The sequence below is a fragment of the Pantoea sp. X-Soil-ISGK-285 genome, assembly GCF_059730815.1.
In genome coordinates this window covers 780817-793772 of sequence record NZ_AP035938.1, presented here as the reverse complement: position 1 = coordinate 793772, position 12956 = coordinate 780817, and the positions used below count along the sequence as shown (strand labels likewise).

The following is a 12956-nucleotide window of genomic DNA, read 5'->3' as shown; positions in this document are numbered from 1 at the left end:
GCGTTCTGTTCAGGCGGAGGTCAGCGCCAGCGTAATCCCGCGCTCGCGCAGCGTGCGGCAGACAGCCTCATCTAACCGGCTGTCGGTCACCACATCCGTCAGGTCATCCACCGGAGAAGCGCAGAATAGCGACCAGGAGCCATATTTACTGCTGTCCGCCAGCAAGACCCGGCGAGCCGCATTGGCCAGAAGATCGTGTTTCAGCCCCGCTTTCTCCTCCGTCGGCGTGGTAATGCCGCGCTCAAGGCTCCAGGAGTTACAGCTGACAAAGGCGATATCGGGATTGATGCTGCGCAGCAGCCGCCGTCCATGTTCGCCCACACAGGACTGACTGGAGTCGTCGATACGTCCGCCGATAATCGTCACTTCGATCTGCTTAAACTCAGACAAAAACAGTGCAATGTGCAGATCGGCAGTGATGACCCGCAGCGGCAGATGCGTGAGCTGCCGCGCCAGCTCCAGCATAGTGGTGCCCGCATCCAGCACGACCGCATCGCCCGCCCGGACAAAGCTGGCGGCACATTCTGCAATCGCCTGCTTCTCGGCCAGGTTACGCTGCATCTTCTCCAGCGTGGTCGGCTGGGCAGGAATAAAACGATTCAGGGTAACGCCGCCATGACTGCGGCTGATCACGCCCTCTTTATCCAGCTTAATCAAATCACGGCGAATCGTGGCGGGTGAGGCGGAAATCGCACTGACCAGTTGCTCAACAGTCACCAGATTATGGCTTTTCAGGTAATCCATAATCTGGTCAAGACGGCTCTGTCCCTTCATATATCCCTATGCGAGCTGCATCGCGAGTTTAATAGAGATCGCCATGCTGTCAGACTTCGCTTTACCTGTCCAGGCGATATCAAATGCGGTGCCATGGTCAGCAGAGGTGCGGATAAACGGCAGGCCTGCGGTGATGTTGACGCCATCATAAAAGCCCAGCAGTTTAAGCGGAATATGCCCCTGATCGTGGTACATCGCGACCACCATGTCATACCGTCCATCCTGGCACTGCAGGAACACCGTGTCCGGCGGACAAGGCCCGTAGACATCAATCCCCTGCGCTTTCATCGCCTCAATAGCGGGTGCCACGGTGGTGATCTCCTCATCGCCAAACAGGCCGTTCTCACCAGCGTGCGGATTAACGCCCGCCACAGCGATACGCGGGGCGTTGTAACCGACACGACGCAGGAAAGTGTCCGCCATACCAATCACGGTTTTGATGCGCGTCTGGTTCAGCGTATCGAGGAACTTACGCAGCGCAATGTGGGTCGTGACATGAATCACTTTCAGCTTATCGGTGTAGAGGACCATGGCGTAATCTTTGGTCCCGGTAAGATGCGCCAGCAGTTCAGTGTGACCAGGATAGAGATGGCCCGCCGCATGCAGCGCCTCTTTGTTCAGCGGCGCGGTGGCTATGGCATGCACGTCGCCCGCCAGTGCCAGCTCTGTAGCACGCTTCACGCAACGCCACGCCAGATCTCCCGCCTCTTTCTGCACCACGCCAGGTTTCAGCGCGTCGGGATCGGCCAGAGGCTCATCGATGACGTTGATGATGCCGGGCGCAAACCGCGCATCCTGCACCCGGTCCAGCACCCGCAGCTCGGCCTGTGGCGTAATGTTCATTGCCATAATGCGGCGCAGCGTACTGGCACAGCCAATCACCACCGCAGGGATGCCATTCAGCTCACCTTCAGAGAGTGACTTAATGATGATTTCCGGGCTGATGCCCGCTGGATCGCCCATGGTGATCGCAATAATTTTACTCACTCGACTTCTCCTCAATAAAACCAATGGCTGCTACCAGGGTATTTTCATCACCAAAGCCACCCGCTTTGGTCATCACCGGCAGAGTAAATTCACTGTTAAGCAGAACCCCGTGCGGCACACAGCCCGCCACCAGACCCTGAATTTTAAAGCCGCTGGCCCCCAGTGCCTGGGCAACGGCAATCGCCACGTCGCCTCCCGACAGATAGAGCGCATGCGGCAGCTGTGTCCGGCACAGGCTGTGAGTCATTTCGCCCAGCAACAGACTGATCGCTTCGCCCAGCTGCTGGCGGGTCACGCTGTGCTGCTGGCTGAGATGCTCAATGTCGTGACGCTGGGATTCATGCTGGCAGGTGCGGATCACCGTATGGCGACCGGCACGAAGTGCGCCGGCAGCCTGTTCGATCCAGCGATTCCGGTCAGGCCAGGCGGGCTGCTGAAACAGCTGGCGGATATCGACATCCACGATCTCAACTGCCCGCTGGTTAAGCAGCGTGGCGATTTGCTGCTGCGCGCTGCTGCTCATCGATCCCACTACCGCAAGCACGGGCCGCGACGGGCGAACAGAGAGCGCTGCGCCCAGCGCATCGCTTAAACCGGCTGCTCCCACCAGCAGCGGCTTCTCTGTCAGCCGCGCCGCAGCGATTATCAGTCGCGCCAGATCGGCTTCATTTTCGGCATCCACCACCACCACGCCGTGCGCCGCCGCTAACACCGCATCAAGCCGATCGCTGCGCAGCGTCGGGAGATCGATCTCCGTGCCGTCGATCTGCATCTGATCGAGTACGCGGGGGCTGAGGATCGGGGTTTTCGGATCGCTGGCAAATTCGGTGTCTGTCAGTAAGCGCTGATTGACCCACACTTTACCTTCGCATGTGGTGCGGCCCAGTCGTGGCACGGCCGGTGCCACCAGCGCCAGCCTTTTGCCGCTGGCGTGCAGCGCAGCCGCGGTTTCAGCACCGACGTTGCCGCGCAGCGTGGAGTCGATCTTTTTAAACAGCCAGCCCTGCTGAAGCTGTGCGGCGAAGTGCTGCACCACCTGAGCCACGCGCTCTGCGGCCTGGCTGGCGCTGACTGCCCGACTGTCGGTGCTGATAACCAGCACATCCGCAGCGTCGTCTGGCAACGGTGCCTTAGTGCCAAACAGCACATGTACGCGGGCGCCAGCCTGTGCCAGTCCGCTACCCGCATCGTTGGCACCGGTAAAGTCATCGGCGATGACCAGCACCGGGGTTTTCCATAATGATGAGCCCATCCTCACTCCTGTCAGGCGATTGCCACTGCATTTGATTATATTCAATCATGATTGATTATATGTGAGCAAGTTCAAATTAATCGAAATCGATATGCCTTATAAAATTAGCCACAGAGAGTGACTGACTTCGCATTGCGCTGAGCAAGATTAATCATCTGCTCAGACAGGACAGAAATAAGGGTATGAAATGAACATTAACAGCACGGTGATTAGCGGTTATCAGGCGTTAAACGACATGCGCTATCTGCTGAAGGGGATATCGACAGCAGTCGTGGTCACTGACCGGAACATTGAGGCTATTCCGGCAGTGCAGGCGCTGATGGGTCAACTTCGGGATCAGATTCCGGGTATCAGCGTGGTCAACAGCGTCCCGCCTGAACCAAGCCAGCATGATGTGGCAGCGATTATCGCGACGCTCTCCCGGCCCCAGGTCGATATAGTGATTGGCATCGGCGGCGGCAGCGTGCTGGATGTGGCGAAGCTGCTCTCAGTGCTGTGCATCGACGCCGCGCCTTCGCTGGACGCCCTGCTGGCAGGCGAAAAACCGCAGCGCCGTACCCGTTCAATACTAATCCCTACCACCGCAGGCACGGGTTCTGAAGCGACGCCCAATGCGATCCTGGCGATCCCGGAGAAAGAGACCAAAGTCGGCATTATTTCACCGGTGATGCTACCCGATGTGGTGGCCCTGGTGCCGGAACTGACCACCAGCATGCCGGCCCACATCGCCTCTTCAACCGGTATTGACGCCCTCTGCCATCTGATTGAGTGCTTTACCGCCAATGTCGCCAACCCGGTCAGCGACAACTATGCGCTGACTGGGATGAAGAAACTGTTCGCTAATCTCGAAACCACCCTGCGCGAGCCAGAAAATTTGCAGGCACGCCTGGAGATGCTCTGGGCTTCTTATTATGGCGGTGCATCGATTGCCCATGCCGGGACACATCTGGTGCATGCCCTCTCTTACCCGCTCGGCGGCAGATATCATCTGCCACACGGCGTCGCCAACGCCATCCTGCTGGCTCCCTGCATGCGCTTTGTCCGTCCGGCGGCGGTGAGCAAATTCGCTCAGGTCTATGATCTGCTGCCCGACGCCGACGTCCGTTTAAGCGATGAAGAGAAATCACACGCGCTGGTCGACTACTTCACCGCGCTGGTGGCGCGGCTGCAGCTGCCTGCCAGCCTGGAAGCACTGGGCATCAGCCCGGATCAACTGCCCTGGTTAGTGGAAGCCGCGCTCAACGTCCAGCGTCTGATGAACAACGTGCCGATGGCGGTCACCGCCGACGATGTGCGCGCCGTCTACCTGACGCTTTTCCCTTCCTGCCAGGCGTAATGAGGATTGTCATGAATAAGAAAATAAATGGCGTACTGACCGCCATCGTCACCACTTTTGACCGGGAAGGTGCCTTTGATCCGGAGAGGCAGCGCGAACAGGTCAGACGCCAGATCAACGCTGGTAACGGCATCTTCTGTGGCGGAACCAACGGCGAATTCTTTGTGCTGAACGAGCAGGAGAAGATCGCGGTTACCACCACCTGCGTCGATGAAGTTAACGGCCGGGCATCGGTGGTGGCGCATATCGGGGAGATTTCGACCCGTGAAACTATCCGGCTCGGCAAACAGATTGCCTGCCTTGGCGTAGATGCTGTTTCCGCGATCACCCCGTGGTTTGTTCCGCTTAAGCAGCAGGAGCTGATCGACCACTATCAGCGCGTGGCTGACGCGCTTACGGTACCGCTGTTCCTCTACAACATCCCGGCGCGTACCGGCAATACCTTGCAGCCAGAGACTGTTCGTACGCTGGCCGCGCATCCGAACATCATCGGCATTAAAGATTCAGCAGGCAGCTATGAAAGTCTGAGCGGCTTTCTGCAGGCTACCGCCGACTGTCAGGACTTTGCTGTGCTGAACGGCCCGGATTCGCTGATCCACCAGGGTTTTGTGGATGGCTGCTCCGCCTCAATTTCCGGGCTGGCAAACGTGGCACCGGAGGCGATTAACGCCATCTGGGCGCGCTTCCATGCGGGCGATATTGCCGGTTCGCATCAGGCACAGGAGAACGTCACCGGCCTGCGCACCGCGCTTTACAGCATCGGTTTCTCACCGGCCGCCGTGAAAAAAGCGGTCAGCCTGCAGGGCTTTGAGGTGGGTGAAAGCCGCTATGCGGTGCAGTTCAGCGCCGAAGAGCAGCAGCAGATCCGCCAAATCGTGAACCACTACCTGCAATAACGTCCATCACCTTTGCACCCTACCGGTCAGATGAGAACGAACCTGATGGTCGCCATCTGCCAGAACAATCGAGGTCATGATGAAAGCATTTTCAACTGAGAGCACCTTACTGATCGTCGGCATGGTGGTCGCCTATATCCTGTTCACCACCTGGCTCACCTGGCGGCTGCGCAGTAAAACCAGCGGCGACTTTATGGAAGGCTCGCGCGCCATGCCTGCTTTTATCGTCGGCATTATGCTGATGTCTGAATATATCGGGGCAAAATCCACCATCGGCACCGCGCAGGCGGCCTTTGAAGATGGCTTCGCCGCCTCATGGTCGGTGATTGGCGCGGCAATTGGCTTCCCGCTGTTTGGCCTGATACTGGTCAAACGCATCTACAACACCGGAAAGATCACTATCTCCGGTGCTATCGCCGAGAAATATGGCAGTTCGACCAAAAATATTATCTCGCTGATCATGATCTATGCGCTGTTGCTGGTGAACGTCGGCAACTACATCAGCGGCGCGGCGGCGATCTCCACCGTGCTGAAGATTGACCTGACTCAGGCTGCCTTTATCACTGCGGTGGTCAGCACCTTCTACTTTGCATTTGGCGGCATGAAAGGTGTGGCCTGGGTCACGCTGCTGCACAGCGCCATCAAGTATATGGGGATCCTGATTATCCTCTATGTGGCGCTGAAGATGACCGGCGGCGTCGCCCCGATGATGGAAAAAATGCCGGCGTTCTACTGGACATGGGATGGTCACGTCGGTGCCAGTACCATTGTGGCCTGGCTGATCGGGACCGTAGGTTCGATCTTCTGTACCCAGTTTGTGATTCAGGCGATCTCCTCCACCAAAGATGTGAAGTCAGCGAAGCGCGCCACCTGGGTCGCCTTCTTCTTCTGCCTGCCGATTGGTCTGGCGATGGCGCTGATTGGCGTGGCAGCGAAGTTTGCTCACCCGGATATCAAGAGCCTCTATGCGCTGCCGGTGTTTCTGCAGGATATGTCACCGTGGCTGGCGGGCATTGTCACCACCTCGCTGGTGGCCTCGATTTTCGTCAGCGTCGGTACCGTGGCGCTGGCCATCGCCTCGCTGGTGGTGAAAGACTTTTACGTGCCTTATCGTAATCCTACGCCAGAGCGCGAATTTAAAATGACACGCTGGATCTCGATTGGCATCGGCTTCTTCCCGCTGCTGTTTGTTCTGTTCTTCCCGGAAGTGCTGAAGCTCTCGTTCTTTACCCGTGCGATTCGTCTGTCGATTACCGTTGTGGCGATCATGGCGTTCTACCTGCCGTGGTTTAAGAGCACACGCGGCGCCAATGCCGGTCTGATTGGCGCCTGCGTTGTCACTTCCGTCTGGTTCCTGATGGGTAACCCGTTTGGTATCGACAATATGTACGTGGCGCTGATCACCCCGGCAATTATTATGGTGATTGACCGCTGTATCCCGTCACGCCAGTCTCAGCCTCAATCGCAACACAATGCACAAAACAGTGGAGCCTAAAATGACTCAGGAAACCGTCACCGCAGAACGCACCGGCCTGCTTGCGCCTCACCCGCAGGATAGCGCGCAGCAGGTTGCGATGCTGCCCTCCTCCTGCCCGCAAAACCACGCGGCTAACCTGCTGCCGCTGCCCGATGGCGATCTGCTTTGCGTCTGGTTTGGCGGCACGCAGGAAGGGATTGCCGATATCTCTGTCTGGTGTTCACGGCTGCGAAAAGGCAGCGATCGCTGGAGTGAAGCACAAAAACTCTCTGACGATCCGGGCCGTTCAGAACAGAATCCGGTGCTGTTTCTCGATCCCGACCAGGTACTGTGGCTGCTGTGGACGGCGCAGAAATCGGGCAATCAGGACACCGCGATTGTTCGCTATCGCCAGTCTCACGATCTGGGCCAGAGCTGGGGGGAGATCAAAACGCTGCTGGATAAGCCTGGCACCTTTATTCGCCAGCCGATTGTGGTGCTGCCCAACGGTAACTGGTTGCTGCCAGTGTTTTACTGTCTGACCCAGCCCGGCGAAAAGTGGGTCGGCAGCTATGACGTGAGCGCGGTAAAAATCTCAGAAGATAAAGGCCAGAGCTGGCGCGACGTCAGCGTGCCTGACAGCACCGGCTGCGTTCATATGAACGTTACCCTGCTGGATGATGGCTCGCTGCTGGCGCTCTACCGCAGCCGCTGGGCTGACCACATTTACCAGAGCCGCTCATTTGATCAGGGCGAAAGCTGGAGCGCGCCACAGCCGTTATCGCTGCCCAACAATAACTCCTCAATTCAGGTCACAACACTGCGCAATGGTCATCTGGCGCTGGTGTTCAATGCCATGAGCGCCGAAGGTGCCAGCGAACGCCGGTTGTCGCTGTATGACGAAATTGAAGACGATGAAGAGGTAAGTGATGTTGCCGTCGCCGCTGAGCCGGTGGTGCACAGTGGTCGCACCGCTTTCTGGGGTGCGCCTCGTGCGCCGATGACGCTGGCTATCTCCACGGATGGCGGTAAAAGCTGGCCGCTGCAGCGCAATCTGGACGAGGGCGATGGCTACTGCATGACCAATAACTCCCAGCAGAAATTAAACCGTGAGTTCTCCTATCCCAGCATTAAACAGGGCCTGGATGGCGAACTGCATATCGCCTACACCTGGTATCGCCAGGCGATTAAATATGTGCGGGTCGCGGAGTCATGGGTGAAGGGAGGTGATGCGTGATTGAACGGATGGCGCTGGTGACCGGGGCCAGCTCCGGCATCGGTCAGGCGATTGCTGACCGTTTACTCGATGAGGGCTGGCAGGTTATCGGCCTGAGTCGCTCGGCGATAAGCCGGGCAGAAGCGGGCTGGCAGAGCCATCAAATCGATATCAGCGACAGCGCGGCATTGCAGGCTTTACTGGACGCGCTACCGGTACCGCAGGCGGTGATCCATGCAGCCGGTATGATGCAGGCCGCGCCGCTTGGGGAGCTGGATCTGAGCGCCAGTACACGCTTATGGCAACTGCACGTTGCCGCTGCTGAGCAGCTGGCGAATCATTTTGCACCGCGGATGCGTGTGGGCGGCAGAATTGTGCTGCTGGGCAGCCGGACATCAGGCGGTGCGGCGGGCCGCAGTCAGTATGTCGCCACCAAATCGGCGATGATCGGTATGGTGCGCAGCTGGGCGGCCGAACTCGCTCCGCGCGGCATTACCGCCAATATTGTGGCGCCAGGCGCCACCGAAACGCCGATGCTGCAACAACCGGGCCGTGCCAGTTCACCGCCCCGTCTGCCACCGATAGGCCGCTATATTCAGCCGCAGGAAGTGGCCGGGCTGGTCGATTTCCTGCTCTCCCCTGCGGCGGCGGCGATCACCGGCCAGCAGCTGGTAATGTGTGGCGGTGCATCGCTGAGTTAGTTAACAGGCCGGGCTGCTGAGTTCGCCCGGCCTTATAACCGTAAAGGATTGCCTTACTGTCTTACCGTACGGGTTTGCCGTACTGGTTCATAAACTGGCGATAAGCAGCGATCACCAGCTGAAAATCTTCAATGCCGCAGAACGAGAGGCTCTCTTCGTCATAGTAGTTCATCCCCTCTTCCATACCGTCATCTTCCAGAGCCAGCAGGTTGGCGCGGATCATCACCTCCTCTTCATCCAGCAGAATGGTGTACTCGCTGCCGATCCGCTGCCACTGACGTACGCTGCCTTTGACATCTTCAATGGCGGCTTCAACTTCATCCAGCAATCCCGGATCGTTTTTGACCTCTTCGTTGAACCAGTGGCCGACCGCTTCATGATCCATCGACATGCGAACCTTAATCTGTCCGGTCACATCGCGTAAAAATTCATATTCCATCGCCCGTTCCTCTCAACGTCGTCGTCTCACCTGGTAAGTGTCCGTGCTGCTCTCGCGGCAAAGTGTGACACGTCGCGCATTATTACAGGCTGTCTGCCGAAAGCCAGCTTTTGATCGTCTCTTTACCCCATGCTGAGACGAAAAAAAGGGGCGAATCATCGCCCCTTATTAATGCCTGCAAGGTGAAGAATCAGACCGCGGTCTGGAAAATCACACCATCAGCTTTGTCGGTGTACTGCGTCAGCTGGTCGAAGTTGAGATAGCGATACGTGTCGCTGGCCGTTTTATCGACCTGCGCCATGAATTGCTGATACTCATCCGGCGTTGGCAGTTTGCCAAGCAGAGACGCGACCGCAGCCAGCTCCGCTGATGCCAGGTAGACGTTAGCGCCGTTACCCAGACGGTTCGGGAAGTTACGGGTCGAGGTAGAGACCACCGTCGAACCATCTGCAACACGTGCCTGGTTACCCATGCAGAGTGAACAGCCTGGGATCTCGATACGCGCGCCGCTTTTGCCGAATACGCTGTAGTAGCCTTCTTCGGTCAGCTGTGCCGCATCCATCTTGGTTGGCGGTGCCACCCACAGACGGGTTGGCAGCTGGCCTTTGTGGCTATCCAGCAGTTTACCCGCAGCACGGAAGTGACCAATGTTGGTCATGCATGAGCCGATAAACACTTCGTCGATCTTCTCACCCTGAACGTCAGAGAGCAGACGTGCATCGTCCGGATCGTTTGGCGCACAGAGGATTGGCTCTTTGATTTCAGCCAGATCGATTTCGATCACGGCGGCATATTCAGCATCGGCATCCGGCTCAAGCAACTGAGGATCGGCCAGCCATTTCTCCATACCTTCAATGCGACGCTCCAGCGTACGACGATCGCCGTAGCCTTCTGCGATCATCCACTTCAGCAGCACGATGTTAGAGCTGAGGTATTCGATAATCGGCGCTTTATCCAGCTTGATGGTACAGCCCGCAGCGGAACGTTCTGCTGACGCATCGGACAGCTCAAACGCCTGCTCGACTTTCAGATCCGGCAGACCTTCAATCTCCAGGATGCGACCAGAGAAGATGTTTTTCTTACCTTTCTTCTCAACGGTCAGCAGACCCTGTTTGATGGCATACAGCGGAATGGCGTGAACCAGATCGCGCAGGGTAATGCCCGGCTCCATCTTACCTTTGAAGCGCACCAGAACCGATTCCGGCATGTCGAGCGGCATTACGCCAGTCGCGGCGGCAAACGCCACCAGGCCTGAACCCGCCGGGAAAGAGATGCCGATAGGGAAACGGGTGTGCGAGTCACCACCGGTACCGACGGTATCCGGCAGCAGCATACGGTTCAGCCAGCTGTGGATAATGCCGTCACCCGGACGCAGTGACACACCACCGCGGTTCATGATGAAGTCTGGCAGCGTATGGTGCGTGCTCACATCCACCGGCTTCGGATACGCGGCGGTGTGACAGAACGACTGCATCACCAGATCGGTCGAAAAGCCCAGGCAAGCCAGATCTTTCAGCTCGTCACGGGTCATCGGGCCGGTGGTATCCTGCGAGCCAACCGAGGTCATCTTAGGTTCGCAATAGGCGCCAGGACGAACACCGGTCACGCCACAGGCGCGGCCAACCATTTTCTGCGCCAGCGAGAAACCACGGGTGCTCTCCGCGACATCTTTCGCCTGACGGAATACGGTGCTGTGCGGCAGACCCAGCGACTCGCGCGCTTTGGTGGTCAGGCCGCGACCGATGATCAGCGGAATACGGCCACCGGCGCGCACTTCGTCAATTACTACTTCGGTTTTGAGCTCGAAGCTGGCCAGCAGCTCATTGGTTTCGTGGTTGCGGACTTCGCCTTTGAATGGATAGATGTCGATCACATCGCCCATGTTCAGGTTATTTACGTCCACTTCAATGGGCAGTGCGCCCGCATCTTCCATGGTGTTGAAGAAGATGGGTGCAATTTTGCTGCCCAGCACCACGCCGCCGCCTTTTTTATTTGGCACGTTCGGGATGTCGTCGCCCATAAACCACAGCACCGAGTTGGTGGCGGATTTACGTGAAGAACCGGTTCCGACAACATCACCGACATACGCCAGTGGGAAGCCTTTGGTCTTCAAAGCTTCGATCTGTTTGATCGGGCCGATATTGCCCGCGTCATCAGGCTCAATGCCTTCACGGGCATTTTTCAGCATCGCCAGGGCGTGCAGAGGAATGTCTGGACGTGACCAGGCATCCTGGGCCGGAGAGAGATCGTCGGTGTTGGTTTCGCCAGTGACTTTAAACACGGTAACCGTGATCTTCTCTGCCAGTTCAGGCCGTGACAGATACCATTCCGCATCTGCCCAGGATTGCATCACCTGCTTCGCGTATTCATTACCCGCTTTCGCTTTCTCTTCGACATCATAGAAGTTGTCGAACATCAGCAGCGTGTGTGAAAGGGCTTTCGCGGCAATCGGAGCCAGTTTGCTATCGTCCAGCGCCTCAATCAGCGGATGAATATTGTAACCGCCCTGCATGGTGCCAAGCAGTTCAACCGCTTTTTCAGAAGATATCAGAGGAGAGGTTGCTTCGCCTTTGGCGACAGCCGCCAGGAAACCGGCTTTGACATACGCCGCTTCATCGACGCCAGGTGGGACGCGGTTGACCAATAAATCGATCAAAAATTCTTCTTCACCCGCAGGTGGATTTTTTAGCAGTTCAACCAGCGCGGCCATTTGGGAAGCCTCTAAAGGCTTAGGTACAATTCCCTGGGCAGCACGCTCGGCAACGTGCTTACGGTATTCTTCTAGCACGACGTTATCCTCGCTCTCATTATGTAGGGCTTTCCGACCACCTTGCTCACTTATGGAGAACAATCTTCCCTTTCTCGTCCAGGTTGAGGTGCCCGGTTTCGCGGAGGGCAGAATAGCAGTATTTCGTCTGTTTGTTAATCTGTTTACAAAAATACAACATAATCCACTACGGCCATTCTGCCCGCTCAACTCCCTGCATCAGCCAGCTGAGTCGGCTGAATGGGTCTCTCTGCAGCGTACCGCATTCCACACAAATGGCTGCAGGTTTATGTCAGTTTTGCCGTGGCTTTAGCGAAGTGATTCAGGGAAATAGATAACTGGCAGGAATAGAAGCCGGCGTGTTTATGGGGTACAGCGGAGGTGAGCTCAGGAGGATAACAACACCAGGCCGGAAATCAGCCTGATGCAACTGACACCGAATCCGTCCTGCTGATTACTACTGATAAAACCCTGGTCGGTAAATCTCTTTTTCATCCTCGCAAGTTACACGTCAGAAGCTACAAAACATAAGCTGTTATTCAGAAGAGGTCGTTATGACCTCTTCTGTGCATGCTTAATTTTTCAGATTTTCCGGAAAATTAGCGGGCAACTGGTCAGGCGGACAGTCGATCACGCTTTCGTTATTTTCGCCCACATCACGGATTACGGTCAGCGTCGCGAACTCATCAATCACTTCAGTTGGATAAGCCGGACCCGCTTCGCGGAATTTTGCCATCTCTTCCAGATGATCATTCTGGAAGCAGACGGTTTTCTCCGGATTATTCATTACCCAGCGCGGGAAGAAGATGGTGCCGTGGAAAATTTTATCAGCCAGATTAACGGCCAGGCTGACATCGGTACCGGTTGGTTCAGTCCAGGAAACTTTATAGACATCCTGCGCCAGACGAACGACATAGACATGCTGATTTTTAACCCAGCGATTACCGACCATACCGCTATGAATGCGATAGTCGATGGTGCTGGCATTTTTAATATAGAGCTCGTAATTCCAGCCGTTGTCATAGGTGTAAACCAGATGTTTGCCGACGATGCCAGACAGGTCATGTTTATCGAAAGTGCTCATGGTTAATTCCTCATTTGTTTTCCTTGAGGAGATTATTGCGCGTTACAA

At 56.7% G+C, this 12956-nt stretch carries 11 protein-coding genes; 5 read left to right on the top strand and 6 right to left on the bottom strand.

From position 1 onward, the window contains the following. Positions 1 to 9: 9 nt before the first annotated feature. From AC6I8B_RS03580 to dtnK, 3 genes are read right to left on the bottom strand one after another with little or no spacing between them, the layout of a single operon-like run. Positions 10 to 774: a DeoR/GlpR family DNA-binding transcription regulator gene (locus tag AC6I8B_RS03580; protein WP_033756597.1), complete on the bottom strand. Its 765-nt coding sequence runs from the start codon at positions 772 to 774 to the stop codon at positions 10 to 12. Positions 775 to 780: 6 nt separating this feature from the next. After that, entirely contained in the window at positions 781 to 1761 is a 981-nt protein-coding gene (locus AC6I8B_RS03575; RefSeq protein ID WP_158149547.1) for a D-threonate 4-phosphate dehydrogenase, read from the bottom strand. Then, the gene (gene dtnK / locus AC6I8B_RS03570; protein ID WP_157353420.1) at positions 1754 to 3013 is read right to left on the bottom strand and encodes a D-threonate kinase; all 1260 of its coding nucleotides are present in this window, start codon (positions 3011 to 3013) and stop codon (positions 1754 to 1756) included. The genes AC6I8B_RS03575 and dtnK overlap by 8 nt, the downstream gene beginning before the upstream one ends. A 187-nt stretch (positions 3014 to 3200) precedes the next feature. On the opposite strand from dtnK, the gene AC6I8B_RS03565 reads away from it, so the two are divergent. The 5 genes from AC6I8B_RS03565 (at position 3201) to AC6I8B_RS03545 (ending at position 8618) form a co-directional block, all read left to right on the top strand. Next, positions 3201 to 4349, top strand: coding sequence for an iron-containing alcohol dehydrogenase (locus AC6I8B_RS03565; protein WP_157353421.1), 1149 nt, complete (start codon positions 3201 to 3203; stop codon positions 4347 to 4349). Positions 4350 to 4360: 11 nt separating this feature from the next. Further along, on the top strand, positions 4361 to 5245 hold the full coding sequence (locus tag AC6I8B_RS03560) for a dihydrodipicolinate synthase family protein (protein WP_157353422.1): 885 nt from the start codon (positions 4361 to 4363) through the stop codon (positions 5243 to 5245). Positions 5246 to 5324: 79 nt separating this feature from the next. After that, complete coding sequence (locus AC6I8B_RS03555) at positions 5325 to 6740, top strand: sodium:solute symporter family protein (protein WP_031292876.1); 1416 nt, start codon at positions 5325 to 5327, stop codon at positions 6738 to 6740. A 1-nt stretch (position 6741) separates the two neighbouring features. Continuing rightward, the gene (locus AC6I8B_RS03550; RefSeq protein ID WP_033756583.1) at positions 6742 to 7938 is read left to right on the top strand and encodes a sialidase family protein; all 1197 of its coding nucleotides are present in this window, start codon (positions 6742 to 6744) and stop codon (positions 7936 to 7938) included. 8 nt (positions 7939 to 7946) lie between these two features. Continuing rightward, complete coding sequence (locus AC6I8B_RS03545; protein ID WP_157353553.1) at positions 7947 to 8618, top strand: SDR family NAD(P)-dependent oxidoreductase; 672 nt, start codon at positions 7947 to 7949, stop codon at positions 8616 to 8618. A gap of 61 nt (positions 8619 to 8679) precedes the next feature. Here the strand turns inward: AC6I8B_RS03545 and yacL are convergent, their stop codons facing one another. From yacL to AC6I8B_RS03530, 3 genes are all read right to left on the bottom strand, one after another. Next, complete coding sequence (gene yacL / locus AC6I8B_RS03540; protein WP_010253973.1) at positions 8680 to 9057, bottom strand: protein YacL; 378 nt, start codon at positions 9055 to 9057, stop codon at positions 8680 to 8682. 190 nt (positions 9058 to 9247) lie between these two features. Continuing rightward, positions 9248 to 11845, bottom strand: a complete 2598-nt coding sequence (gene acnB / locus AC6I8B_RS03535) for a bifunctional aconitate hydratase 2/2-methylisocitrate dehydratase (RefSeq protein ID WP_031593569.1) — start codon at positions 11843 to 11845, stop codon at positions 9248 to 9250. Between the two features lie 553 nt (positions 11846 to 12398). Beyond that, complete coding sequence (locus AC6I8B_RS03530; protein ID WP_010253965.1) at positions 12399 to 12908, bottom strand: phenolic acid decarboxylase; 510 nt, start codon at positions 12906 to 12908, stop codon at positions 12399 to 12401. Positions 12909 to 12956: the final 48 nt, after the last annotated feature.

Bases quoted from the DNA above. Each gene is read 5' to 3' on its own strand.
- AC6I8B_RS03580 (WP_033756597.1), bottom strand. From the start codon at position 774: ATGAAGGGACAGAGCCGTCTTGACCAGATTATGGATTACCTGAAAAGC.
- dtnK (WP_157353420.1), bottom strand. From the start codon at position 3,013: ATGGGCTCATCATTATGGAAAACCCCGGTGCTGGTCATCGCCGATGAC.
- AC6I8B_RS03565 (WP_157353421.1), top strand. From the start codon at position 3,201: ATGAACATTAACAGCACGGTGATTAGCGGTTATCAGGCGTTAAACGAC.
- AC6I8B_RS03560 (WP_157353422.1), top strand. From the start codon at position 4,361: ATGAATAAGAAAATAAATGGCGTACTGACCGCCATCGTCACCACTTTT.
- AC6I8B_RS03555 (WP_031292876.1), top strand. From the start codon at position 5,325: ATGAAAGCATTTTCAACTGAGAGCACCTTACTGATCGTCGGCATGGTG.
- AC6I8B_RS03550 (WP_033756583.1), top strand. From the start codon at position 6,742: ATGACTCAGGAAACCGTCACCGCAGAACGCACCGGCCTGCTTGCGCCT.
- AC6I8B_RS03545 (WP_157353553.1), top strand. From the start codon at position 7,947: ATGGCGCTGGTGACCGGGGCCAGCTCCGGCATCGGTCAGGCGATTGCT.
- yacL (WP_010253973.1), bottom strand. From the start codon at position 9,057: ATGGAATATGAATTTTTACGCGATGTGACCGGACAGATTAAGGTTCGC.
- AC6I8B_RS03530 (WP_010253965.1), bottom strand. From the start codon at position 12,908: ATGAGCACTTTCGATAAACATGACCTGTCTGGCATCGTCGGCAAACAT.